General features: G+C 69.7%; 18 protein-coding genes. 16 read left to right on the top strand and 2 right to left on the bottom strand.

Translation table 11 applies throughout. The features are described from left to right. Positions 1–16: 16 nt before the first annotated feature. The 7 genes from mrdA (at position 17) to lipB (ending at position 7,495) form a co-directional block, all read left to right on the top strand. On the top strand, positions 17–1,924 hold the full coding sequence (gene mrdA, locus IBX53_RS00270; RefSeq protein ID WP_290903622.1) for a penicillin-binding protein 2: 1,908 nt from the start codon (positions 17–19) through the stop codon (positions 1,922–1,924). A 3-nt stretch (positions 1,925–1,927) separates the two neighbouring features. Further along, on the top strand, positions 1,928–3,088 hold the full coding sequence (gene rodA / locus IBX53_RS00265) for a rod shape-determining protein RodA (protein WP_290903620.1): 1,161 nt from the start codon (positions 1,928–1,930) through the stop codon (positions 3,086–3,088). Between the two features lie 43 nt (positions 3,089–3,131). Next, positions 3,132–4,190, top strand: a complete 1,059-nt coding sequence (gene mltB, locus IBX53_RS00260) for a lytic murein transglycosylase B (protein WP_290903618.1) — start codon at positions 3,132–3,134, stop codon at positions 4,188–4,190. Further along, complete coding sequence (locus IBX53_RS00255; RefSeq protein ID WP_290903616.1) at positions 4,187–5,170, top strand: septal ring lytic transglycosylase RlpA family protein; 984 nt, start codon at positions 4,187–4,189, stop codon at positions 5,168–5,170. Before mltB ends, IBX53_RS00255 begins: the two co-directional genes overlap by 4 nt. 48 nt (positions 5,171–5,218) lie before the next feature. Next, on the top strand, positions 5,219–6,427 hold the full coding sequence (locus tag IBX53_RS00250; RefSeq protein ID WP_290903614.1) for a D-alanyl-D-alanine carboxypeptidase family protein: 1,209 nt from the start codon (positions 5,219–5,221) through the stop codon (positions 6,425–6,427). Between the two features lie 61 nt (positions 6,428–6,488). After that, a complete protein-coding gene (locus tag IBX53_RS00245) occupies positions 6,489–6,800 on the top strand; it encodes a DUF493 domain-containing protein (protein ID WP_290903612.1) in 312 nt (103 codons plus the stop codon). Further along, complete coding sequence (gene lipB / locus IBX53_RS00240) at positions 6,800–7,495, top strand: lipoyl(octanoyl) transferase LipB (protein WP_290903610.1); 696 nt, start codon at positions 6,800–6,802, stop codon at positions 7,493–7,495. Before IBX53_RS00245 ends, lipB begins: the two co-directional genes overlap by 1 nt. 31 nt (positions 7,496–7,526) lie before the next feature. On the opposite strand, the gene lipA is transcribed toward lipB, so the two are convergent. Together lipA and IBX53_RS00230 are read right to left on the bottom strand one after the other, a co-directional pair. After that, on the bottom strand, positions 7,527–8,582 hold the full coding sequence (gene lipA, locus IBX53_RS00235) for a lipoyl synthase (protein WP_290903602.1): 1,056 nt from the start codon (positions 8,580–8,582) through the stop codon (positions 7,527–7,529). A 198-nt stretch (positions 8,583–8,780) separates the two neighbouring features. Further along, entirely contained in the window at positions 8,781–9,764 is a 984-nt protein-coding gene (locus IBX53_RS00230; RefSeq protein ID WP_290903594.1) for a LysR family transcriptional regulator, read from the bottom strand. Positions 9,765–9,864: 100 nt separating this feature from the next. On the opposite strand from IBX53_RS00230, the gene IBX53_RS00225 reads away from it, so the two are divergent. From IBX53_RS00225 to IBX53_RS00185, 9 genes are all read left to right on the top strand, one after another. Further along, the gene (locus IBX53_RS00225) at positions 9,865–10,812 is read left to right on the top strand and encodes a hypothetical protein (RefSeq protein ID WP_290903591.1); all 948 of its coding nucleotides are present in this window, start codon (positions 9,865–9,867) and stop codon (positions 10,810–10,812) included. A gap of 127 nt (positions 10,813–10,939) precedes the next feature. Next, positions 10,940–13,399 carry a DUF3141 domain-containing protein gene (locus IBX53_RS00220; RefSeq protein ID WP_290903589.1) on the top strand — a complete coding sequence of 820 codons (2,460 nt, stop codon included), beginning with the start codon at positions 10,940–10,942 and terminating at the stop codon, positions 13,397–13,399. 246 nt (positions 13,400–13,645) lie between these two features. Further along, a complete protein-coding gene (gene topA / locus IBX53_RS00215) occupies positions 13,646–16,285 on the top strand; it encodes a type I DNA topoisomerase (protein WP_290903587.1) in 2,640 nt (879 codons plus the stop codon). Then, positions 16,282–16,746 carry a DUF6586 family protein gene (locus IBX53_RS00210; protein ID WP_290903585.1) on the top strand — a complete coding sequence of 155 codons (465 nt, stop codon included), beginning with the start codon at positions 16,282–16,284 and terminating at the stop codon, positions 16,744–16,746. Before topA ends, IBX53_RS00210 begins: the two co-directional genes overlap by 4 nt. Before the next feature lie 252 nt (positions 16,747–16,998). Next, positions 16,999–19,230, top strand: coding sequence for a TolC family protein (locus IBX53_RS00205; RefSeq protein WP_290903583.1), 2,232 nt, complete (start codon positions 16,999–17,001; stop codon positions 19,228–19,230). Further along, on the top strand, positions 19,227–20,360 hold the full coding sequence (locus IBX53_RS00200) for an efflux RND transporter periplasmic adaptor subunit (protein ID WP_290903580.1): 1,134 nt from the start codon (positions 19,227–19,229) through the stop codon (positions 20,358–20,360). Before IBX53_RS00205 ends, IBX53_RS00200 begins: the two co-directional genes overlap by 4 nt. After that, the gene (locus IBX53_RS00195) at positions 20,357–23,521 is read left to right on the top strand and encodes an efflux RND transporter permease subunit (protein WP_290903578.1); all 3,165 of its coding nucleotides are present in this window, start codon (positions 20,357–20,359) and stop codon (positions 23,519–23,521) included. Before IBX53_RS00200 ends, IBX53_RS00195 begins: the two co-directional genes overlap by 4 nt. A 74-nt stretch (positions 23,522–23,595) precedes the next feature. After that, positions 23,596–24,069, top strand: coding sequence for an NYN domain-containing protein (locus IBX53_RS00190; protein WP_290903576.1), 474 nt, complete (start codon positions 23,596–23,598; stop codon positions 24,067–24,069). Between the two features lie 144 nt (positions 24,070–24,213). Further along, positions 24,214–24,678 carry a 2-hydroxyacyl-CoA dehydratase gene (locus tag IBX53_RS00185; protein ID WP_290903574.1) on the top strand — a complete coding sequence of 155 codons (465 nt, stop codon included), beginning with the start codon at positions 24,214–24,216 and terminating at the stop codon, positions 24,676–24,678. Positions 24,679–24,684 lie beyond the last annotated feature (6 nt).

Raw genomic sequence — 24,684 nt, 5'->3', positions numbered from 1 at the left:
CCCGGCCGAGAGTGCGATGCGCAAGAATCGCGACAACCTCAAGAGCCCCGAGCAGGCGCTGCGCATCTTCCGGGTGCGGGCGCTGCTAGCCGTCGTGCTGGTGTTCGCCATGACCGGCCTGCTGATGGGGCGGCTGGCCTACCTGCAGGTGGTCCAGCACGAGGTCTACAGCACCCGCTCCGAGAAGAATCGCGTGCGGGTCGAGCCGCTGCCGCCTACTCGCGGGCTGATCTACGACCGCAACGGCGTGCTGCTGGCCGAGAACCGACCCACCTACAACCTCACCCTGGTGCGCGAGCGGGTCGACGACCTGGACGCCACCCTGGCGCTGCTGGTGGAGCTGCTCGAGCTCTCCGACGAGGAGGCCGAGGCGTTCCGGCTGCGCTCCCGCCAGCGCCAGCGTCCCTTCCAGCCGGCGCTGCTGATGAGCGACCTCGACGAGGATCAGATCGCTCGGGTGTCGGTGAACCGTCACCTGCTGCCCGGCGTCGAGGTGGAGGCGCAGCTGCTGCGCTTCTACCCGGATGCCGAGGTCATGGCCCACGCCCTGGGCTATGTGGGCCGTATCAACGCCGAGGAGCTGGCGACCCTGGATACTGGCCGCTACGCCGGCACCCACTTCATGGGTAAGACCGGCGTCGAGCGCTTCTACGAGGACGAGCTGCACGGGCAGGCGGGGTTGCGCAAGGTGGAGACCAACGCTCGTGGACGGGTGCTGCGCGAACTGGGGCGTACCGACCCGGTGCCGGGCCAGCACCTGACCCTGACTATAGACCGTAAGATGCAGAAGCTGGCCTACGAGCTCATGGATGGCCGCCGCGGCTCCATCGTGGCCGTCGCGCCACAGACCGGCGAGATCCTGGCGATGGTCTCGGCGCCGGGGTTCGACAGCAACCAGTTCGTCACCGGCATCGACGTAGCCTCCTACCGGGCGCTGCAGGAGAACCTCGACCTGCCGCTCTACAACCGGGCGATTCGCGGCCACTACCCGCCTGGCTCCACCATCAAGCCTTTCCTGGCATTCGCCGGCCTGGCGGAAGGGGTGATCACCCCGGACCGGGCGATCCACGACCCCGGCTTCTACCAGCTGCCCAACGACTCCCGGCGTTACCGTAACTGGCTGCGCTGGGGACACGGCCGAGTGGACATGGAGCGCTCCATCGCCGTCTCCAATAACACCTACTATTACTCACTGGCCCACGAACTGGGCATCGACCGGCTCCACGACAACATGAGTGCCTTCGGTTTCGGGCAACGGGTGGGCCACGACATCTTTGGCGAGAGCACGGCCCTGATGCCGTCGCGGGATTGGAAACGGGGTCGCTTCAACCAGCCCTGGTACCCGGGTGAGACCCTCTCGGTGGGCATCGGCCAGGGCTACTGGCAGGTCACGCCGCTTCAGCTGGCCACCGCCACGGCGGTGCTGGCCAACCGAGGCCAGTGGGTCAAGCCGCGCCTGGCCAGCCGCATCGGTGACTCGCCGGTGCCCGAGCGGGTACCCGAGACCCCGCCGGACATCGAGATTCCCAATGACGCCTGGTGGGACCGGATCTTCTCCGGCATGGAGAAGGTGATGACCGGCCACGAGGGCACGGCGCGGCGCACCGGGGTGGGGCTCGAGTACCGCATGGCCGGCAAGTCCGGCACCGCCCAGGTCTTTTCGCTGGGCCAGGACCAGCGTTACAACGCCGAGGAGCTGGCCGAGCGGCTGCGCGACCACGCGCTGTTCATGGCCTTCGCCCCCACCGATGACCCCCAGATCGCGGTATCGGTGATCGTCGAGAACGCCGGCGGTGGCAGTACCCACGCTGCCCACCTGGCCCGGGCCATGACCGACGCGTGGCTGCTAAGGGATCGCGAACCCGACGTGGAGGAGCTGCGCGAGGCAATGGAGGATGACGATGGCCGAGTCGCGGGGAACTGACCCATGGGCATGATCGACCTCACCCGGGTGCTGCGACCCCACCCGGTACGCGCCCCGGCCAGCGGGATCTCCCGGCGCCGCAGCCTCTGGGAGCGAATCCATCTGGACCCCTGGCTGCTGGGCATGCTGTTGCTGCTGATGGCGTCGGGCCTGGTGGTGCTCTACAGCGCCAGCGGTCAGCGCCTCGAGGCAGTGATCGCCCAGGGCATCCGCTTCGGGGTGGCGCTTGCGGTGATGTTTTTTCTCGCCCAGCTGACGCCGTCGACCCTGCTGCGCTGGGCGCTGGCGGTCTATCTGCTCGGCGTGCTGCTGCTGGTGGCCGTGGAACTCTTCGGCGACGTCGGCATGGGCGCCCAGCGCTGGCTGGTGATCCCGGGGGTCATTCGCTTCCAGCCGTCGGAGATGATGAAGCTGGCGGTGCCGCTGATGGTGGCCGCCTACCTGAGCCGCCAGGAGCTTCCCCCGCGCCTGCGTGATATCGCGGTGTGCGTGGTATTGATCGCCGTACCGGTGGTGCTGATCGCCAGGCAGCCCGATCTGGGCACCTCGCTGCTGGTGACGTCGGCGGCGGTCTTCGTGGTGCTGCTGGCAGGGCTCTCCTGGCGTTTCATCGCCGCCCTGGCGGTGATCGCCGCCGCGGCGCTGCCGCTGCTGTGGATGAACCTGCACAACTACCAGCGCCAGCGGGTGCTGACCTTCCTCGATCCCAACAGCGACCCCCTGGGGTCGGGCTGGAACATCATTCAGTCCACCACCGCCATCGGCAGCGGCGGGGTGTTCGGCAAGGGCTGGCTGCAGGGCACCCAGTCCCAGCTGGAGTTCCTGCCCGAGCGCCATACCGACTTCATCGTCGCCGTGCTCGGCGAGGAGTTCGGCCTGGTGGGCATCGTCGCCATCCTGCTGCTCTACCTGCTGATCATCAGCCGTGGCCTGTGGCTGGCTGCCGGCGCCCAGGACACTTTCGGGCGCCTGGTGGCGGGCAGCATCATCCTGACCTTCTTCATTTATGTCTTCGTCAACGTGGGCATGGTCAGCGGCATTCTGCCGGTGGTCGGCGTGCCGCTGCCACTGGTCAGCTACGGCGGCACCTCCAGCGTGACCTTGATGGCGGGTTTCGGTATTCTCATGGCCATTCACGCGCATCGCCGCCTGCTCCCGCGCTAGGGCCGCTGCGGGTATCAGGGTGCCGAATCAGGGAGAGAGCTGCATGTTACGGATTCGAAACCATGGCGTGAGGGCGCTGGTCGCGATGGCCGCCCTGGGCGTGTCGATGAGTCCCCTGGCGGCGGACTTCGATCCGCGCCGCCACGCCGAGACGCGCGAACTGGTCGAGGAACTGGCCGCCAAGGGGATCGAGCGCGACTGGCTCGAGGCCGCCATGGCCTCCGCCGACTTCCAGCAGGGCGTGCTGGATGCCATGGCCGGTGCCGCCGAGCGTCGCCTGCGCTGGGACGAATACCGCGCCATCTTCCTGCAGCCGGAGCGCATCCACCGCGGTGTCACCTTTCTCGAGGTGCATCGCGATGCCTTCGAGCGCGCCGAGTCGCTGTATGGCGTGCCCCCCGAAGTGGTCGCCGCCATCATCGGTGTCGAGACCAGCTATGGCCGTTTCACTGGCCGTCACCGGGTGATCGACTCCCTGGCCACCCTGGCCTTCCACCACCCGACCCGCGGCGGCTTCTTCCGCGGCGAGCTGGCCGCCTTCCTCGAGATCACCCACGAGCAGGGCGTCGACCCCGGCGAGCTCACCGGCTCCTACGCCGGCGCCATGGGCTACCCGCAGTTCATTCCCACCAGCTATCGCGCCTACGCCGTGGACTTCGACGATGACGGCCTTCGCGATCTCTGGACCAACCCGGTGGACGCCATCGGCAGCGTGGGCAACTACTTTGCCGAGCATGGCTGGCGCGCCGGCGAGGTGATCTATCACGACGCCGAGGGGCCCGCGACGCCGCCGGAGGGCATCGACTTCAACCGTGCGGCGCGCCCGCCGGCCGTCCCGGCGAGTAGCGTTGCCGAGGCCGGCATCACGGTGCCCGACGACATCGACGCGGATCGGTCGCTGCTGCCGGTCTCCCTGGAGGACGGCGAGGGCCACTGGCGCTTCGTGCTGGGCGACCACAACTTCTACGTGATCACCCGCTACAACCACAGCCATCTATACGCCATGGCGGTCACCGAGCTGGCCGAGGCCATCGCCGCGGCCCGGGCGCTGGATGCCCACTGGCTGGATGCCGTGCATGCCGACGGGGAGGAGCGCCCATGAGCGCCCGGCGGTGGTGGCTGGCGGTGGCCGCGGCGTCCATGGCGCTGGCGGGCTGTGCCGGGGGCGGCGGTCAGGCGCCGTCTTCGGAGCCCGGCGAGTCTCGGACTGTCTCCTCGGCGGCGCCGTCCGGTGGGGGCGAGCGCTACGCTATGTCCGGCGACGCCTATCCCATGGATCCCCCGGACGTCAGCCGCATCCCCGATGCGGTGCCGCGCCTCGAGGCGCCCTCCCGGGGCGGCAATCGGTCGACCTATGATGTGTGGGGCAAGACCTATCGGGTGCTGCCCGATGCTCGAGGCTATGCCCGCCAGGGCACGGCGTCTTGGTATGGCGAGAAGTTCCACGGCTACGCCACCTCCAACGGCGAAATCTATGACATGTACAAGATGAGCGCCGCCCACCGCTCGCTGCCGCTGCCCAGCTACGTGCGGGTCACCAACCAGGACAATGGCCGCTCGGCCATCGTGCGGGTCAACGACCGTGGCCCCTTCCACAACGACCGCGAGATCGATCTCTCCTACGCCGCCGCGGCGCGGCTGGAGATCCTGGATCGTGGCACCGGCCGGGTGAAGGTGGAGGCCATCGACGTGGAGCAGTGGCTGGCCGATAACGGTGGCGGGACGCCCGGGGGCAGCACGCGCAACGGCGCCGGCGCGGTCGCGCCCCCCGGCCGCCAGGTGGCGTCCGCCCCCGCTCCGGCGGCCGATACCTCGTCGACGGTCGCCAGCAGCGCCAGCCGGGGTTCCACCGAGCCCCCCATCTTCCTGCAGATTGCCGCCCTGGGTTCCGCCGAGAGCGCCCAGGCGCTGCAGGCCAGGCTCCAGGCCGAGCTTTCTCGCCCGGTGCGGGTGGCCGTCTCGACGGGCGTACATCGGGTGCAGGTCGGTCCGCTGGCCAGCGCCGACCAGGTGGAGCCAGTGCGCGGCGAGCTGCGCCGTGCCGGTTTCGATCAGAGCTTTATCGTCAACGGCGCCGACTGACCGGCGCCCCACTCCCTTCCCCCTGAGTGTTCCATGAGACTTGACCCCATGAGAGAGTTGTTATCCCTTCGCCGCCTCCGGCTGATCCCGGCGCTTCTGGCCTGTCTGCTGATGGTATCGACACTGGCTTCGGCCCAGAGCGTGCCGGTGCCCCAGCCGCAGGTCATGATTCCCTCGCCGCCCCAGCTCGCTGCCAAGTCGTGGTTCCTGATGGATGCCGACAGCGGCCGGGTGCTGGTGGAGCACAATGCCGACGAGCGCCTGCCGCCGGCGAGCCTGACCAAGTTGATGACCGCCTACCTGGTGGAGCGCGAACTGGACCGCGGCAACATCACCATGAACGACATGGTGAGGGTCAGCGAGAATGCCTGGCGCACCGGGGGCTCCAAGATGTTCATCGAGGTGGACACCCAGGTCTCCATCCGCGACCTGCTCTACGGCATCATCATCGCCTCCGGTAACGACGCCAGCGTGGCGGTGGCCGAGCACCTGGCCGGCGGCGAGGTGCCCTTCGCCGACCTGATGAACCAGCACGCCACCCGCCTGGGCCTGCACAACACCAGCTTCGCCAACGCCACCGGCCTGCCGCATCCGGAGCAGTACTCCTCGGCCCGCGACATGGCGCTGCTCTCCCAGTACATCATCAACGACTACCCCGAGCACTACGCGATCTACGCCGAGAAGTACTTCACCTTCAACGACATCCGCCAGCCCAACCGCAATCGGCTGCTGTGGCGCGATCCCACCGTGGACGGCCTGAAGACCGGCTGGACCACCGAGGCGGGCTATGGCCTGGTGGCCTCCGCCAAGCGTGACGACATGCGGCTGATCTCCGTGGTGATGGGCACCAGCTCCGAGGAGTCCCGGGCCCAGGAGACCCAGAAGCTGCTCAGCTACGGTTTCCGCTACTTCGAGACCGTCAAGCTCTACGACGCCGGCTCGGTGCTCAACACCTCGCGGGTGTGGGGCGGGGAGAGCAACGAGCTGCCAGTGGGCATCGACAGCGACGTGATGATGACGGTGCCGCGTGCCCGCAACGAGGAGCTGACCGCCCGCCTGGACATCCAGGGCGACCTGGCCGCCCCCATCGAGGCAGGCCAGCGCGTCGGCACCCTGGAGGTGCGCCTGGGCGAGGAGGTGGTAGGCGAGCAGCCGCTGCTGGCCCTGGAGTCGGTGGAGGAGGGCGGCCTCGTCAAGAAGCTGGTCGATCAGGTCCGACGCTTCTTCTCCAACCTGGTTGGCGGCTGGTTCGGCTAGGTGGTCTCTCTCCGGCGGGTTGCGTAAAATGCTGGCATATCCACGACCCGCTGGAACCTCCATGAACGACAACTCCCTGCGCGACCTGCGCGTGCCGAGCCGGCCGGTCGCCGGCAAGCCCCCCAGGATCACCTTTCCCTGCCGCTACTCCCTCAAGGTGGTGGGTGACGCCGCCGAGGATTTCGCCGCCATGGTCTGTCAGGTGGTGAGTCGCCACGATCCGCACTTCGACGCCATCGACCTGCGGGTAGTGGAGAGCCGCAACGCCCGCTTCCAGTCGGTACGCCTGACCATCCGCGCCACCGGCGAGGCCCAGCTCCGGGCACTGTTCGTGGAGCTCAAGGCCACCGGCCGCGTGCACATGGTGGTGTGATGGCCACCGCCCCCTCCGAGCTGCCTGCGCCGCTGCCACCCATCGAACTGCACCGCCTGGGGCGTCGTCCCTATAGCCCCGTCTGGCAGGCGATGCGGGAGCTCACCGACACTCGCGATGCCGACACGCCGGATCAGTTCTGGCTGGTGGAGCACGACCCGGTCTTCACCCAGGGGCAGGCGGGCAAGCCCGAGCACCTGCTGATGCCCGGTGATATCCCGGTGGTGCAGACCGACCGCGGCGGCCAGGTGACCTACCATGGGCCCGGCCAGGTGGTGCTCTATCCGCTGATCGACGTGCGCCGTGCGCGCCTCGGCGTGCGTGACCTGGTGAGCGGGCTCGAGAACGCGGTGATCGCGCTGCTGGCGGAGTATGGCGTCGCGGCCCGGGCGCGCCCCGATGCGCCAGGTGTCTACGTGAAGACGGGTATGGGCGAGGCCAAGATCGCCTCGCTGGGGCTGCGCATCCGTCGGGGCGGCAGCTTCCACGGGGTGGCGCTCAACGTAGACGGCGACCTCTCACCCTTCCAGCGCATCAACCCCTGCGGCTATGCCGGCATGGCGATGACTCGCCTGGCGGACCTGGTGGAGGAGTGCCCGGACGTGGTGGTGGTGGGGGAGCGCCTGGCCGAATGCCTGGCATGGGAGTTGGGGCGCGAAATAGTCAGTAACGAGGCGCGAGGAACGAGGGACTAGGGTTTCCTCGCTTCCTCGCCCCTTGTGCCTGTTATCCCACGTTGACTGCATCGATGCGGTCCGGGTCGTGCGCCTGGCCGGGCACCGCGGCCGGTGCGGCCAGGCCCAGGTTGTTCTTCTCGAACACCCGGTCGGCGCGGTAGCTGGAGCGCACCAGCGGCCCGGCGGCCACCTCCATGAAGCCCTTCTCCAGGCCGATCTGGCGGTAGCGCTCGAACTCCTCGGGGGAGACCCAGCGCTCCACCGCAAGGTGGTTGCGGGTGGGGCGCAGGTACTGACCCAGGGTGACGATATCCACGCCGATCTCGCGCAGGTCGTCGAAGGTGGCGAGTATCTCCTCATCGCTCTCGCCGAGGCCCAGCATCAGGCTGGTCTTGGTGAGCACTCCCGGCTTGTGCCGCTTGGCGTGGGCCAGCACGTCCAGGGTCTTGCGGTAGCCGGCGCGGGGGTCGCGCACCCGACGGGTGAGGCGCTCCACGGTCTCGACGTTCTGGGCGAACACCTCCAGGCCGGAGTCCACCACCTGCTCGATGGCGGCGTGGACGCCGTCGAAGTCCGGGGTCAGCGCCTCCACCACCACCTCGGGGGTGTTGGCCTTGATGGCGCGGATGCAGGCCGCGTAGTGGGCGGCGCCGCCGTCGTCCAGGTCGTCGCGGTCCACCGAGGTGAGCACTACGTAGCGCAGCCCCATCAGCTCCACCGACCTGGCGGTGTTGGCCGGCTCCTCGGCGTCCAGCCAGCCGCCGGGGTTGCCGGTGTCCACGGCGCAGAAGCGGCAGGCGCGGGTACACACCGAGCCCATCAGCATGATGGTGGCGGTGCCGTTGCTCCAGCACTCGCCCATGTTGGGGCAGTGTGACTCGGCGCACACGGTGCTCAGGCGATGCTCGCTGACGTTGCGCTTGACGGCCTCGAAGCGCTCGCCGCCAGGAATCTGGGCGCGCAGCCACCTGGGCTTGCGGCCCGGGTCGGCGGCCTGCTCCTCCGGTTCTCGGCGCTGTTTGATGCCGTCCTTGATGGCGGCAAAGCCGTGCTGGGTGCGGAACTTCTCGCCGCTGGGGACGTGTTTCGAGGTGCTGTCGCTCATGGGTGTGAGCCCCTTCGCTCGGCCCGCCTCGGAGATCCTGTACGCTCCTTGCAGACAGGCTTGCCGGCAAGGGGTCAGAGCCGCGGGGCGCGCTGATGGTTACTGGGTATCGGCCCGATAATTTACCATAGTTGCGGAGCCTGGGCATCGCCGCGTGGGTGATGCCGGCTTCCGCCATGACCCGGGAGAAGGTCGTGTTCAGTTCGACAGCGGCAGGCAGACCACATCGTGGTTGGGCAGCGGGCGGGGCGGGGCCTGGAAGTGGGCGTGGAACTCCGCCAGGTGCTCGCGCACGAAGCGCAGGAACAGCTCGGTGACCGGGGTGGGGAAGCGCTCCCGTGGATAGACGGTGCACCAGGAGTGGCGCAGCGGAAACCCGGGCAGGGCGAGCTCCTCCAGCAGCCCGGCCGCAAGCTCCAGGCGCACCGCCAGGCGCGGCAGCACGGCCACCCCCAGCTGGGCCATCACCCCCTGCTTGACGGCCTCGTTGGTGCCCAGCTCGATGCGGTGGGCCAGGCTCACGTCCTGGGCGGCGGCCAGCTCCTCGAAGGCGCTGCGCACGCCGGAGCCGGGCTCGCGCATCAGCACGTAGTGGCGGGCGAAGTCCTCCAGGGTGGGCGAGCTCGCCTGGAGCAGCGGGTGACCGGGCCACACCAGCGGGATCATCTCGTTGTCGAGGATCGGCATGAAGACCAGGTCGCGATCCTCCGGCACCCGGGCCATGATCACCAGGTCGTCGCGGCACTCGGCCAGGCGCTCCAGCGCCTGGCTGCGGTTGCACACCTTGAGCCGAACCTGGACGTTGGGGTAGTGGGCGCGGAAGCGCGCCAGCAGGTGGGGCACGACGTACTGGGCGGTGGAGACCGCCGCCAGGTTGAGCTCGCCGCGGATGGTGCCGGACATGTCCGAGAGCGCCATCTGCAACCGCGAGACCTGGCCGAAGATGGCGCGGACCGAGGCCGCCAGGGCATCCGCTGCCGGCAGCACGTGGAGGGTCTTGCCGGCATACTTGAACAGCGGCTGGCCCAGCGCCTGTTCCAGCTGGCGGACCTGGGCGCTGACTGCGGGCTGGGTCAGGCCCAGCTGTTCGGCCGCCCGGGAGTAGGAGTGCTGGTCGTGTACCGCCTGAAACACCTGCAGCTGGCGAAAGGTCAGCTTGTTGAGCAGCTTGGGAGTGGTCATGATCACTTGCCGGATGGGCGCCGTCGGCCTCCTGTCGGTCTGTGATCCATGCTAGCACTGCCGGCCCCGCCGGGGCCATCGCCAAGGAGGCAACCGTGCCATGAGCACCTTCACCCTTCCCGGGGCGGGCCAGCCGCCGCCGCGGATCGCCCTGGCCGCCGTGGGGCTGGCCGGCCTGCGGGTACGCCAGGCCGCCGCCGAGCTGGGTCTGGCCTGCCTGGGCGCCACCACCCCCGACGAGCCCGCCGAGGCCCTGGTGGCGCGCGCTCTGAGTGCCGGCTGCACGGCGCTGCATCCCGGTGAAGCCGACACCCGGCGTCAGCTCGCCCTGGCCAGGGCCTGCCTGGCCGGCGGGCTTCCCTTCGTGGGGCCTCGGCTGGCGCTGATCGAGGCCATGCAGGATGGTGCCGCGGCCCGGGCCCTGCTGCGCGAGGCGGGTGTCCCCCTGGCCGAGGAGGGCGTGCCCGGGCGGCAGGTCGAGCTGGCGGTGCTCGGCGACCGGCTCGCCCGGGTGCGCTGGCTGGCGGTAAGGGAGCCACTCGGCAGCGCTCAGGTGCGAGCCCCGGTAACCTGGCTGACGCCCGAGCGGCGCGCCTACCTCGGCCAGCTCGCGGTGCAGGGGCTGGCCGGGCTTGAGCTGATCGGGCTTGTGACCCTGCGATTTGCGCTGCAGGAGAATCAACTGGGATTCTGCGAGATGCGCCCCGGGCTGACCGGTCGCGAGTCGCTTGACGAAGTGCTCACCGGCCTGGATCCGGTGGTGGTCCAGCTGCGCTTGGCCGCCGGCGACCGGCTGCGGGATCGCCAGGCGGCCCTGGCCCCCCGCGGGCATGCCCTGCAGTGGCGCTGCGTTCCCGAGACGGCGGCCGGCATCAGCGGCGGGCCCGGCCTGCGCCTGGATCGCGCTCCCGAGACGGGGGGCGAGGTGCGACTCACGGCCTGGGGGCGCACCCCCGAGGAGGCCTGGCGGCGGGGCCGGCGGGGCCTGGAGGAACTGCTCGGCGTGGAAAAAGCCGTCTCGCTGATGGGTCCGCCGAGCGACGAATAGCGCCCCTGTCACGGAGTTTTCACTCGCAGAGGTGTCGAAATTGCGTTATATTGCGATGCAGCAAAAGCCGTGGATTTTCCACGGCCTGATGTCCCCTTTCCTCTGACCGCAATGCCAGGAGCTCGCGATGAATCTTCCGATGCCGACTCCCCCGGCCCCCGTGGTGACGCTGCTCGACCCCTTCGGGTTCGGACGCGCGGCGGGCCGCTACTGGTTGGATGCCTTCGAGCGCAGCGTGCTCTACATGGATGTGATGCGCCAGCGTGGCAACCAGTACCTCGAACACATCGAGCAGACCAAGCCCAGCGTGCTGGGCTTCGATGCCGAGGTATTGATCGACGGCCGCGACCTGTCGCGTCCGGTCAACTATGAACTGCTGCGTATCCTGCCTCCCGCGGGATACCCCACCGACCCGCAGATGCGCCCCTTCGTGGTGGTCGATCCCCGCGCCGGTCATGGCCCGGGCATCGGCGGCTTCAAACCCGACAGCGAGCTGGGCGTGGCCCTGCGTGCCGGCCACCCCTGCTACTTCATCGGCTTTCTGCCCTACCCGGAGCCGGGTCAGAGCGTGGAAGACGTGGTGGAGGCGGAGATCGCCTTCCTGCGCCATGTGAATCGCCTCCACAGCGAGCGCGGGGCCGAGAAACCCATGGTGGTGGGCAATTGCCAGGCCGGCTGGCAGATCATGATGGCGGCGTCACTGGAGCCCGACCTGTTCGGGCCGATCCTGATCGCCGGTGCGCCGCTCTCCTACTGGGCCGGCCAGCGCGGCAATGCCCCGATGCGCTACGCCGGGGGCATGAGCGGCGGCAGCTGGATGACCTCCCTGTTCAGCGACCTGGGAGATGGTCAGTTCGACGGCGCCTGGCTGGTGCAGAATTTCGAGAACCTCAATCCGGCCAACACCTTCTGGACCAAGCAGTATCGCCTCTATGCCAACATCGACACCGAGGCCAGCCGCTACCTGGAGTTCGAGCGCTGGTGGGGCGGCCACGTGGTGCTCGGCGGCAACGAGATCCAGTACATCGTCGACAACCTCTTCGTCGGCAACCGTCTCTCCACCGCCCAGCTGGTGACTTCCGATGGTCGGCGCATCGACCTGCGCAACCTGCGCTCGCCGGTAGTGGTGTTCTGCTCCAAGGGCGATGACATCACCCCGCCGCCCCAGGCGCTGGGCTGGGTGCGCGACCTCTATGAAGACGTCGATGACATCGTGGCCAGCGAGCAGACCATCGTCTACTGCGTGCATGACACCACCGGGCATCTGGGCATCTTCGTGTCGGGCAGCGTCTCCCGCAAGGAGCACGCCGAGTTCACGGCCAACATGGACTATATCGACGTGCTGCCCCCGGGGCTCTACGAGACCACCGTGTCCGATGCCGCCCAGCGCGATGACGCCGAGCTGATCGAGCGGGACTACCTGCTGGAGTTCACCTCGCGCAGCATCGAGGAGCTCGACCAGGTGGTGCAGCACAGCCCCGAGGACGATACCCGCTTCGCCACCGTGGCGCGGCTGTCCGAGATCAACCTGGGCCTCTATCGGCTCTTCCTGCAGCCCTGGGTGCGCGGTATGGCCACACCCGAATCGGCTCACTGGATGCGTCGCATGCATCCCAACCGGATGGGCTATCGCCTCTTCTCCGACCGCAACCCGCTGATGAATGCGATCCCGGTGCTGGCCGACAAGATTCGCGCCGATCGTCACCCGGTGGACGAGGACAACCTCTTCCGGGTACTGGAGTCGATCGCCTCCAGCCAGGTCACCGGCAGCCTCAACGCCTGGCGTGACCTGCGCGACGGTGCCACCGAACGGCTCTTCCTGGATGTCTACGGCCAGCCACTCCTGCAGTCCCTGGTGGGCCTGGGCGGTGATGCCCACGTGCATCGTCGCCGTCCGGGGTCAGAGCCTGAGCATCGCCGTTTCATCGCGCGTCGCCAGGCCGAACTGAGCGAGCAGGTCGCCGAAGGTGGCAGCCACGAGGCGGTGATCCGTGCGCTGATCTTCGTGCTGGGGGGGGCGCCCTCCACCGACGAGCGCAACTTCAAGCGCCTGCGAGCCACTCATGCCGAGCTGGAGCCTCAGCTCACCGTGGGGGACTTCAAGCGGCTGATGCGCGAACAGTTCTTCATCCTCAAGCTCGACCGGGAGGCGGCCGTAGAGGCACTGCCCGAACTGCTCAAGGGGCAGACGGCGGAGCAGATCGCTGGCCACCTCTGGCACATCGAGCACGTGCTGGCGGCCAGCGGTGAGCTCTCCGAGCACTCTACCGAGCGCCTGGCCCGGGTGCGGGGGCTCTTCGAGCAGGCCATCGACCAGGCGCCGATCCTCGAGGCCCAGGCGCGTGCCGAGGCCCAGGAATGGGTCGGCAGCCAGGCCGAGGCCCAGCGCCTGGCCCTGAGCGACCTGGAGGGCCTGATGGAGTCCCAGCCGGCGGCGAATGCCGAGGCGCCCGTCGCCAAGGTCGAGGAACCCGTCGCCAAGGCCGAGCAGCCCGCCGCCAAGGCCGAGGAACCTGCCGCCAAGGCCGCGGCACCGCGCCGCCGGACGCCGGCCCCGCGTCGCAAGCCGGGTGGCAGCAAGCGCTGATCCAGGCCCGGCACGACCCCAGCAGCGCCCCTGCCACTCCGGTGGCGGGGGCGCTGTCATTGACGTCAGGCTTGCCCTGTCGCAAGAGTGCGGTCTAGGGTCAGTAAGCGCCAACCCGAGGCTCCCACTGGCGCGACAAGGGACGCTGGGGTAGGGTAGGCGCATTTTTCGCCCGCCGAATCAGGGCGGTATGGCATTGTCAGGCGAGGACTCGAGGTCCACGCCGTGCACTTTCAGTGGAGCACTATGGGAAAGTCACTGGTCATCGTCGAGTCGCCCGCCAAGGCCAAGACGATCAACAAGTATCTCGGCAACGACTTCATCGTGAAGTCGAGCGTGGGTCACATCCGTGATCTGCCGACCAGCGGCGCGGGCAAGGCGGCCTCGGATCCCAAGGAGCGCGCGCGTCAGGCCGCGCTGACCCGCAAGATGTCGCCGGACGAGAAAGTCGAGTACAAGAAGCGCAAGTCCCGGGAGCAACTGATCCGGCGCATGGGCATCGACCCCGAGCACGGCTGGGAGGCCCACTACGAGATCCTGCCGGGCAAGGAGAAGGTGGTCGCCGAACTCCAGAAACTGGCCCAGAAGGCCGACACCGTCTATCTCGCCACCGATCTCGACCGCGAGGGAGAGGCCATCGCCTGGCACCTTCGCGAGACCATCGGCGGCGACGACGCGCGCTACAAGCGCGTGGTCTTCAACGAGATCACCAGGAACGCCATCCAGGAGGCGTTCAAGGACCCCGGCACCCTCAACATCCCGCGGGTCGAGGCCCAACAGGCGCGGCGCTTCCTGGACCGGGTGGTCGGCTTCATGCTCTCGCCGCTGCTGTGGGCCAAGATCGCCCGGGGCCTCTCGGCCGGCCGCGTCCAGTCGGTGGCCATGCGTCTGATCGTCGAGCGCGAGCGCGAGATCCGCGCCTTCGTGCCCGAGGAGTTCTGGGACGTCCATGCCGACCTGGTCCCGCGGGCCGAGGGGGCCGACGGCGAGCCGGTGCGCTTCGAGCTGGTGCGCCAGGACGGCAAGGCCTTCCGGCCCACCTCCGAGGCCGAGACCCTGGAGCGCATCGCCGCGCTGAGGCAGGCGTCACTCGCCATCAGCGCGCGGGAAGACAAGCCCACGCGGTCGAAGCCGAACGCGCCCTTCATCACCTCGACCCTGCAGCAGGCCGCCAGCGGCCGGCTGGGCTTCTCGGTGAAGAAGACCATGACCCTGGCCCAGCGCCTCTACGAGGCGGGCTATATCACCTACATGCGTACCGACTCCACCAACCTGTCGAAGGATGCGGTGGAGACAGTGCGCGAGTTCATCGGCGAGGAGTTCGGACCGCGCTACCTGCCGGAGGGGCCCAACCGCTACTCCAGCAAGGAGGGCGCCCAGGAGGCCCACGAGGCGATCCGTCCCTCCGACGTGGGGCGGCGTGCCACCGAGCTCGCCGGCATGGAGCGCGACGCCGAGCGGCTCTACGAGCTGATCTGGCGCCAGTTCGTGGCCTGCCAGATGACCCCGGCCGAGTATCTCTCCAGTACCCTGACCGTGGAGGTGGACGGCTACGAGCTCAAGGCCAAGGGCCGCGTGCTCAAGTTCGACGGCTACACCCGCGTGATGAAGCCGGCCGGCAAGAACGAGGACCAGTCGCTGCCGGATCTCGCCGAGGGCACTCCCATGACCCTGGCGTCCCTTGACCCGCTGCAGCACTTCACCAAGCCCCCGGCCCGCTACACCGAGGCGAGCCTGGTCAAGGAGCTGGAGAAGCGCGGCATCGGTCGGCCCTCCACCTATGCCTCGATCATCTCCACCATCCAGGACCGCGGCTACGTCAAGCTGGAGAACCGGCGCTTCTATGCCGAGAAGCTCGGCGACATCGTCACCGAGCGCCTCAAGGAGTCCTTCCCCGACCTGATGGACTACTCCTTCACGGCGCGCATGGAGGATGGCCTCGACGAGGTGGCGGAGGGCGAGCGCAACTGGCGCGCGCTGCTCGACGCCTTCTATGCCGAGTTCAGGAAGGAGCTCGCGGAGGCCGAGAGCGAGGCGGGCATGCGCCCCAACCAGCCGGTGCCCACCGACATCGACTGCCCCAGCTGCGGGCGCAAGATGCAGATCCGCACCGCCTCCACCGGGGTCTTCCTGGGCTGCTCAGGCTACAACCTGCCGCCCAAGGAGCGCTGCAAGACCACCATCGACCTGCTGCCCGGCGAGGAGGCGGTGGCCGCCGACGCCGACGAGGAGGCCGAGACCGATGCCCTGCGGGCCAAGCACCGCTGCCCAAAGTGCGGCACCGCCATGGACAGCTACCTGATCGATGAGACCCGCAAGCTGCATATCTGCGGCAACAGCCCGGACTGCGACGGCTACGAGATCGAGCAGGGCAGGTTCCGCATCAAGGGCTATGACGGCCCGACCATCGAGTGCGACAAGTGCGGCAGCGAGATGCAGCTCAAGTCCGGGCGCTTCGGCAAGTACTTCGGCTGCACCAGCAGCGAGTGCAAGAACACCCGCAAGCTGCTGCGCAGCGGCGAGGTGGCGCCGCCCAAGATGGACCCCATCGACATGCCGGAGCTCGAGTGCCAGAAGGTCGATGACCACTATGTGCTGCGCGACGGGGCCAGCGGCCTGTTCCTGGCGGCGAGCAAGTTCCCCAAGAACCGCGAGACCCGCCCGCCGCTGGTCCGCGAGCTCAAGGCCCACGCCGAGGAGCTTCCCGAGAAGTATCGCTACCTGCTCGACGCGCCCAGCGAGGATCCGGATGGCCGCCCGGCGCAGATCCGCTTCTCGCGCAAGGCCAAGGAGCAGTTCGTGATGACCGACGAGGAGGGCAAGACCACCGGATGGAAGGCCACCTTCGACGGCCACCGCTGGCAGGTGGAGGACAAGCGCAAGTGACCCCGAGAGCCCGTACCAACCAGCTGCTCTACCAGGCCGAGCTACTGCTCGACACCCCCGAAGGCGGCGACGAGCACGCTGAGGCGCGACGCATGGCGGCGGAGGAGGGCGCCCTGGCGCTGGCCGAGCTGGCCCTGGAGTCGCTGTTGCGCGAGGTGACCGAGCATGCTCGCCTCGAGCGCCACGCCTGGCGCGAGCTGCTGGGGGCCGAGGGGGCCGGCATCGCCGAGCTGCACCGCCTGCGCGAGCTGGCCGCGCGACCCGACAGCTGGCTAGCCTGGCTGGTCGGCAGGCTCGAGACGCTGCACTCAAGCGAGGGCGTGGCTCGCCGCCGTAGCGGGGCCGCGGCCGGCCTGATCGCCGTGGGCAGCGGCGCGGCGCTGGGCGACGAACTGCGCTGGTGCCTCGCCGAGGCCAAGGCTGAACTCGCCGCCCTGCGTGAAACCAGTCAGGAGTGGTAGGGGCGAGCGACAAAGGCCCCCAGTCTGCCCTATCTGCCAATTTCAAGTTCCTTCGTCGGGAGCTGATCCGGCAACAGGTCTGCGAGGGGGCGCTGTAAACCCCTCCCTGGGCGCTACCGATGCCATCCCTGGCATAGGACCCCCTCTACGACCTGTCCCCGGCGCTCCCTTGGCCCGAGTCAGCGTTGAACCTGGCAACTTTCAAACAGTTGTTTATACTCGGTGCCATCTCCCACCCACCGGCTGATCGACATGAACGTCACCGCATGGAAGCGCCTGTTCATTGCCCTGGTGTGTGCGCCGCTGCTGGCGCCGGTCGCCGTCTCGGCGGCCGACGCTGCCTTCGATCCGCGCCTGCTGCCGGGCGGCCATGCCGATCTGCCGGCCCTGCAGCGCGAGCTCGATCGCCTCTCCGCCGGACGCGCCACACCTGTGGTCGTGCCGGCAGCGCCCGGCACCGGCGTTCGGCTGCCGGGTCTTGCGCGCCTGGAAATCCCCGCGTTTCTCACCGCCACGGACCCCTTCGCCCTGGAGCCCCTCGACGGCGCCTCCCGGGTACTGCTGCTTGGCCCTGTCTGGTCGATCGAGACCGCCGGCGAGGCCCTGGCCGCCCAGGCCGGGGCCCGCGGCATCGCGCTGGCCCCCCTGGGCGTCACCCCCGCCGGATCTCCTTCTGACGCCGACCTCCAGGGCGCCGATGCCGCCCTGGTGCTGGCCCTGCCCGAGCTCGATGAGGCCGACGAGCGCCGGCTCTTCGCCAGATTGACCGAGGCCGGTGTGCCCAGCGTGGCGCTGACCGATGCCCGCCAGGTGGAGCGCGGCGTGCTGCTCTCCTCGCCCGGGGCCCTGGATGTCGATGCCTGGCTGCGCCGGGTGGCGCTGCGCCTGGATGATCTCGTTGCCGGCCGCCCACCCGAACCCCTCGACTCGCGTCCCGCCCTGGGGCGTGCCTGGCTCAACCTCGAGACCGCCGACCGCCTCGGCTGGTCGCCCAGCTTCGGGCTGCTCAGCCAGGCGCGTCTGGTGGGCGAGGCAGTCGTCCCCGGCGGTGAACGGCTCGATCTCGGACAGGCGGTGGCCCTCGCGCTCGTCGACAACCTGGGCCTGGCCGCCGCCCGCCAGGGCGTCGAGGTGGAAGCCTTCGAACGCGACCTGGCGGCCTCGCGCTATCGCCCCAGTCTCTACCTGGAGGCCACCGGGCGAATGATCGACGAGACCCGCGCCCGCGCGGCCCTGGGCCAGGAGCCCGAGCGCCTGGCCAGCGGCGGGGCGGTGCTGGAGCAGCTGCTCTTCTCCGAGCCGGCGCTGGCTGCCATCGCCGTCGCCGGCAGCCTCGACCGCGCCCGGCGCGCCGAGCTCGAGGTGGAGAGCCTCGACCTGGCCCTGGACGTCGCGCGGGAGTTCCTCGACCTGCTGCGGCTCGACGCCAGCCGCGAGGTGCTCCAGGCCGACCTCGAGCTGGCCCGCGCCCAGCGCGACCGGGCGGTGCGCGGCGAGGCCGCCGGTGCCGTGGGGCGAGGCGAGGTGGCCCGCTTCGAGGCAGAGCTCCTCCAGGCCCGGGAGCGCCTGGAGCAGGCTGTGGCCGATCGCGAGCGGCTGAGGATCGCCCTCAACCGCCGGCTCGGGCGCGACTCGGCCGCGCCGCTGTCCCCGACCGAACCGGACCTCACCCGCCCCGGCTGGCTCGGCGGCGATGGCCGCTTCCTGGCGGTGCTCGATTCCCCGGCGAGCCTCGCCGCCTGGCAGGACCGCCTGGTGACCGCGGCGCTGCGCGATTCGGCCGAACTCGAGGCGATCGGCGAGCTGCGCGAGGCGGCACGCCGCGAGCTGACCTCCCGCCGCCGGGCCTTCTGGCTGCCCGAGGTGGGCCTCGAAGCCCGCTATACCATCGAGCTCTCCCGCAGCGGGGAGGGCGAGCGGGCCCCCTGGGAGTCCCCGAACCCGCTGGTCCAGGCCGGCGTCGGAGCCCTGGAGGGCGCGGGCGTGTCGCTGCCCGAGACCGGTCGCGACCAGTGGAGCGTCGGCGTCTCGGCGCGGCTGCCGCTCTATGCCGGTGGTCGGCGCAGCATCCAGCGTGACCAGGCCGCGGCGCGCCTGGAGCGGGTGGCGCTGGAGGACGCCGACGCGCGCCTCGGACTGGAGGCCCGCCTGCGTGGGGCCAGCGTCGAACTGGTGGCCGCCTGGCGTCGTATCACGCTGCGTGAGGAGGCCCAGGGCCATGCCGAGGAGGCGCTCAAGCTCGCCGAGGTGGCCTGGCGCGAGGGGGCATTGCCCCAGGTTGGGCTTATCGACGCCCGCACCAGCGCCCGCCAGACGGGTCTCGCCGCCGCCGAGGCGCGCTGGCAGGCGCTGCAGGCGCTGGTGCATCTGCAGCGGGCGCTGGGGATGACCCCCGGCCCCATGGCGGCCGAGGCGCGCGACCGGCTGCTGGCGGGGGCTCATGGGGCGACGCGTGCAGGGACGAAAAGAGGAGAGGGGCGATGATCATCCGTACCACCCTGCTGGCGGGACTGCTGCTGTTGGCCGGCTGCGCCGAGGAGGCGGTGGAGGAGCCACCGATGCGTCCGGTACGCACCCTGATCCTGGAGACCAGCGGAGTCGAGGCCGAGCGAGAGCTGCCGGGCCGCCTGGAGGCCGCCGCCAACCGACGCCTCAGCTTCCGGGTGGCAGGTCAACTCGCGTCGCACGAGGTGTCCGTGGGTGATGCCGTCGAGACCGGCCAGCCGCTGGCCAGCCTCGAGGCCACCGACCTGCGCCTGCAGCGCGACCGCGCCCACTCGGCCCTGGCCGGCGCCGAGGCGGCGGCGGCCAACGCCGAGGCCGAGTGGCAGCGCGCGAGGCGCCTCTATGAGGCCGGCAGCGCTCCGGCCCGTGACCTGGACGCCGCCCAGGCCCAGGTGGAGGCAGCCCGCGCCCAGCGCGACGGCGCCCGCGACGCCCTGGCCCTCGCGGACCGCCAGCTCTCCTTCACGCGGCTGGCGGCCCCCGGCGACTGCCGGGTGGCCACCCGCCTGGCCGAGACCGGCGAGAACGTCGCCGCGGGCCAGCCGGTGCTGGTGCTGGCCTGCGGCGATGACCTGGAGGTGCGTGCTGCCCTTTCCGAGGACCTGCTCGGTGCGCTGGTGGTCGGGGCGCCGGTGCGGGTGCACCTGCCCCTGGCCGACCTCGCTCTGGCCGGCGAGGTCACCGAGATCGGCCTGCCGGTGGACCCGCGCCAGGCCACCTGGCCGCTGCGGGTCAGGCTGATCAACCTTTCCGATGACGAGCGCGAGCGGCTGCGTCCCGGCATGGCAGCGGAGCTGACGCTGCCGCTGGGCGGTCCCGGCAGCGGCCTCTGGGTGCCCATGGTGGCGGTGCAGCAGGACATCGACGGCCACTATGTCTACGTCGCCGAGTCCGATGAATCGGTGGGTCACGCTGTCAATAACGGTCGCGAGGCGACGGTGCGGCGCCGCAACGTGACCCTGGGCAGGCGCCACGGCGAGCGCCTGGAGGTGGTGGCCGGCCTCGCCCCCGGCGAGTCGCTGATCGTGGCGGGCATGAGCCGGCTGCATGACGGCATGCGGGCACGGCTGATCGATGACCATCGCGTCGATGCGGAGGCCTCGCCGTGACCCTCACCGAGGCCGCGCTGCGCTACAACCGGGTGACCATCGCCGGGCTGCTGGTCGTCCTGCTGGGGGCGGTGATCAGCTACCTCTCCATTTCCCAGGCCGAGGACCCGGCGGTGACGGTGCGCGTGGCCCAGGTGGTCACCTACCTGCCCGGGGCCACCCCGGAGCGGGTCGAGCAGCTGGTCACCGACCCGCTGGAGACCGCTATCATGGAGATGCCGGAGCTCGACCACGTGGAGAGCACCTCCCGGGCCGGGGTCTCCATCATCCGCGTGGAGCTGCGCCCCGACGTCAGTGATGTCCGGGCCGGCTGGGACAAGCTGCGCCGCAAGGTGGGCGATGCCCGGGGCCGGCTGCCCGACGAGGCCCTGCCGCCCATCATCAACGACGAGTTCGGCGACGTCTTCGGCATCATGCTCTCGCTCACCGGCGAGGGCTATGAGCAGGCGGAGCTCAAGGCGGTGGCCGACGACGTCCGCGACCGGCTGCTGATGCTCGACGACGTGGCCAAGGTCAATCTCCACGGCTACGCCGAGGAGCGCATCTTCCTGGAATACAGCGAGGCTCGCCTGGCGGATCTCGGCGTCTCGCCCCAGGGCCTCGCCCAGCTGCTGGCGGCCCGCAACATCGTGCTGCCCGGCGGGGCGATCCGCACCGGCGACGAGCGCATGATCCTTGAGCCCACCGGCAACTTCACCCACATCGATGACATACGCCGGGCGCTGCTGCCGCTGCCCGATGGCACCCTGGTGCCCCTGGACTTGCTGATGGAGGTGCGCCACGGCTATGCCGAGCCGCCCATGACCCGCTACCACGCCAACGGCGTCCAGGGCCTGGCCATGGCCATCGCCATGCGCGAGGGGGGCAATATCCTCGACCTGGGCGAGCAGGTCCAGGGCGCCATCGAGCGCCTCGAGCGGGAGCTTCCGGTGGGCCTGGAATTCGAGGTGCTGGCAAACCAGCCGGACCGGGTCGAGGAGCGTATCAACGAGTTCCTGGTCAACCTGCTGCAGGCGGTGGCCCTGGTCTGCCTGGTGATGCTGCTGTTCCTGGGGCTGCGCACCGGGCTGATCGTGGCGAGCCTGGTGCCCTCGGCGATTCTCGCCTGCCTGGCCTTCATGGGGCTGTTCGACATCGGCCTGGACCAGGTGTCGCTCGGGGCATTGATCATCGCGCTGGGCATGCTGGTGGACAACGCCATCGTCATGGTGGAGTCGATCCAGGTGTCGGCCAGGGAAGGGCGCACCGTGCGCGAGGCGGCGCTGGACTCGGCTCGCCAGCTGCGCTTCCCGCTGCTTACCGCCTCGCTGACCACGGCGGCGGCCTTCCTGCCCCAGTTCCTGGCGGTCTCCGACGTGGGGGAGTACACCCGCTCGCTGTTCCAGGTGGTGACCATCACGCTGCTCTCCTCCTGGCTGCTGTCGCTGACCATGATCCCGCTGCTCTGCGTGGCCTTTATCAAGGTGACGCCGAAGGACGAGGACAACCCGCGCCAGGACCACGAGAACGGAGGCAAGGAGGGCGAGGATGAGCGCGAGTCGCGCCCGGGGCTCTCGGCGCGCCTGGCCGAGCGGGTCTACGCCGGCTATCGCCGCCTGCTGCTGGCCCTGCTGCGCCACCGCACCCTGACCCTGGCTGCGGTGGGCGGCCTGCTTGTGCTTGCCTGGCTGGGCTTCGGGCCGCTGCCCAAGATCTTCTTCCCCCAGGCGGAGCGCACCCTCGTGACCGTGGAGCTGCGCCTGCCCTTCTCGGCGCCCATCGAGCGCACCCGGGCAGTGGTGGAGGAGGTCGAGGCCTTCCTGGCCGAGGAACTGGCCGCCGAGCGCGACGCGGCGGGCGAGTGGGTCCGCGACGGGGTCGACCGCTGGGGCAGCTTCATCGGCTTCGGCGGCGACCGCTACATCATCAACCATGCGCCGGAGCCGCCGAGCCCCGAGTACGCCTTCCTGCTGCTGCAGGCCAACCGCTGGCAGGCGGTGGACGGGGTGATCGAACGCCTCGATACCTGGCTCACCGAACGCTTCCCGGACCTGCAGGCGACGGTGGCCGCCACCAGCTTCGGCCCGCCGGTGACGGTGCCGCTGGCGGTGCGGATCTCCGGTGACGACGAGGCGACCCTGCGGCGCATCGCCGAACAGGTGCGCCAGCGGGTAGCCGAGGAGCCCGGCACCCGCAACGTGCGAGACGACTGGGGGGAGTGGATCAAGCGCCTGCGCATCGAGGTCGACCCGGCCCGGGCGCTGCGCGCCGGCGTCACCGAGCGCGACGTGGCGCTGAGCCTGCAGACGGCGCTCTCCGGCATGACCGTGGGCACCTTCCGCGACGGCGACACCCTGGTGCCGATCCAGCTGCGCAACGAGCGCGGCGAGGCGCGCACGCCGGACGACCTGGAGGGCGTCACCGTGCTGCCCGCCGGCGGCGGAGTGGGATTGCCCCTGGCCCAGGTGGCCGAGGTCGAGCTCGACTGGGGGCCGGCGCGTATCCTGCGCCGGGACCGTTTCCGCACCATCGCCGTGGAGGCGGAGCTGGCGCCGGGGATCACCGCCGCCGGGGTGGCGGGCGAGCTGCGTCCCTGGCTGGAAGCCGAGCAGGCGACCTGGCCCGACGGCGTCTTCTTCGAGTTCGGCGGCGAGGTGGAGTCGTCGCGCATCGCCACGGCCTCCATCGCCGAGAAGCTGCCCATCGGCGCCATGGCGATCCTGCTGCTGCTGGTGGTGCAGTTCAACTCCCTGCGCCGGCCGCTGATCATCCTGGCCACCATCCCGCTGTCGCTGATCGGGGTGGTCTTCGGCCTGACCATCACCGGCTCCCACTTCGGCATCATGACCTTCCTGGGCGTGGTGTCGCTCGCCGGCATCGTCATCAACAATGCTATCGTGCTGATCGACCGCATCGATCTGGAGCGCGAGGAGCACTCCCCCCGGGAGGCGATCCTCGAGGCGGGGCGGCGGCGCCTGCGCCCGGTGCTGATGTCGACCCTGACCACCAGCGGCGGCCTGCTGCCGCTGTGGATGGGCGGGGGGCTGCTCTGGGCGCCCATGGCGATCACCATCATCTCCGGCCTGCTGGCCGCGGCGCTGATCACCCTCTGCGTGGTGCCGGTGCTCTACTCGCTGCTGATGCGGATACCCTTCGATGGCGCCGAGCCGGAGAGGCGCTAGCGGGACGCGGATCGCGACGGCGAGGCGGCGACTGTGTCACGCTGAGGGCCTCCTTCCCGGTCGAGGCCAGCCCCATGGAGCGTGTCGCCCTCTTCGTCGACGTGCAGAACGTCTACTACACCACCCGCGAGGCCTTTGGCCGGCACTTCGACTACCACGCCTTCTGGGCGCGCTTCGCCGCCGGTCGCGAGGTGGTGGTGGCCAACGCCTACGCGGTGGATCGCGGCGACCCCCGCCAGCGACAGTTCCAGGATATCCTGCGCGGCATCGGTTTCGACGTCAGGCTCAAGCCCTTCATCCAGCGCCGCGACGGCTCCGCCAAGGGTGACTGGGACGTCGGCATCGCCCTGGACGCCATGGAGGCGGGGCCGCTTGTCGACCACCTGGTACTGGTCTCCGGCGACGGCGACTTCGACCTGCTGGTGGACCGCCTGCGCGAGCGCTTCGGCATCCGGGTGACTGTGGTCGGGGTGGCGCGTCTCACCGCCGATTCCCTGGTGCGCGCCGCCAACGATTTCGTGGCCGTCGAGGCCTCCCTGCTGCGCTAGTGCAGCCATGAGTTCCGACATCAGCACCCTTCATTGCCTGTCGTTGATATACGTCAAGCAGGCGCCGCCCGCCTTGGCTAGGATAAAGACAGGAGCAGGGCGGCAGAGCGGCCGCGATGACGACAACGATGAGGAGGAGCAGTCATGCGTTTTCATCAGGTAAAGGAGTTGGTCACCTGGGCCGCCGGCTACCATCGACGACTTGCCGAGCGGTTCACGGCGCTGGCCGGGGGTGGCGTGGAGGAGCGCGTGCGCATGGCGCTGGAGTATCTGGCGGAGCATGAGCGCAAGATGGAGAACGACCTGACCGGGTATCTGGAGGACGGCACCGACCACAGCCAGGTACTGGAGACCTGGTTCGACGACCCCGCCGATTTCCCCCACCCGCCGGTGCTCGAACGCCTGCCCGACTGCATCGACTGCGAGACCGTCCAGAGCGTGCTCTCCACGGCGCTGACGGCTCATCGGACCCTTCAGGACCTCTATGCCCATCGTGCCGAACTGGCCGCCGGCAGCGAGGAGACGGCCTTCTTCGAGGCGCTCTCCAAGGGGCACGAGGCCGAGGTGCGTCGCATCGCCAGGGATATGCAACGACTCGAGGACTACTGAGGAGGC

The sequence above is a fragment of the Halomonas sp. genome, from assembly GCF_014859505.1.
GTDB lineage: Bacteria > Pseudomonadota > Gammaproteobacteria > Pseudomonadales > Halomonadaceae > Halomonas.
This window is presented reverse-complemented; position numbering and strand designations above follow the sequence as displayed.

Bases quoted from the DNA above. Each gene is read 5' to 3' on its own strand.
- IBX53_RS00245 (WP_290903612.1), top strand. From the start codon at position 6,489: ATGAACGACAACTCCCTGCGCGACCTGCGCGTGCCGAGCCGGCCGGTC.
- mrdA (WP_290903622.1), top strand. From the start codon at position 17: ATGCGCAAGAATCGCGACAACCTCAAGAGCCCCGAGCAGGCGCTGCGC.
- IBX53_RS00205 (WP_290903583.1), top strand. From the start codon at position 16,999: ATGAACGTCACCGCATGGAAGCGCCTGTTCATTGCCCTGGTGTGTGCG.
- lipB (WP_290903610.1), top strand. From the start codon at position 6,800: ATGGCCACCGCCCCCTCCGAGCTGCCTGCGCCGCTGCCACCCATCGAA.
- IBX53_RS00230 (WP_290903594.1), bottom strand. From the start codon at position 9,764: ATGACCACTCCCAAGCTGCTCAACAAGCTGACCTTTCGCCAGCTGCAG.
- topA (WP_290903587.1), top strand. From the start codon at position 13,646: ATGGGAAAGTCACTGGTCATCGTCGAGTCGCCCGCCAAGGCCAAGACG.
- rodA (WP_290903620.1), top strand. From the start codon at position 1,928: ATGGGCATGATCGACCTCACCCGGGTGCTGCGACCCCACCCGGTACGC.
- IBX53_RS00185 (WP_290903574.1), top strand. From the start codon at position 24,214: ATGCGTTTTCATCAGGTAAAGGAGTTGGTCACCTGGGCCGCCGGCTAC.
- IBX53_RS00220 (WP_290903589.1), top strand. From the start codon at position 10,940: ATGAATCTTCCGATGCCGACTCCCCCGGCCCCCGTGGTGACGCTGCTC.
- mltB (WP_290903618.1), top strand. From the start codon at position 3,132: ATGTTACGGATTCGAAACCATGGCGTGAGGGCGCTGGTCGCGATGGCC.
- IBX53_RS00200 (WP_290903580.1), top strand. From the start codon at position 19,227: ATGATCATCCGTACCACCCTGCTGGCGGGACTGCTGCTGTTGGCCGGC.
- IBX53_RS00255 (WP_290903616.1), top strand. From the start codon at position 4,187: ATGAGCGCCCGGCGGTGGTGGCTGGCGGTGGCCGCGGCGTCCATGGCG.
- lipA (WP_290903602.1), bottom strand. From the start codon at position 8,582: ATGAGCGACAGCACCTCGAAACACGTCCCCAGCGGCGAGAAGTTCCGC.
- IBX53_RS00190 (WP_290903576.1), top strand. From the start codon at position 23,596: ATGGAGCGTGTCGCCCTCTTCGTCGACGTGCAGAACGTCTACTACACC.
- IBX53_RS00225 (WP_290903591.1), top strand. From the start codon at position 9,865: ATGAGCACCTTCACCCTTCCCGGGGCGGGCCAGCCGCCGCCGCGGATC.
- IBX53_RS00250 (WP_290903614.1), top strand. From the start codon at position 5,219: ATGAGAGAGTTGTTATCCCTTCGCCGCCTCCGGCTGATCCCGGCGCTT.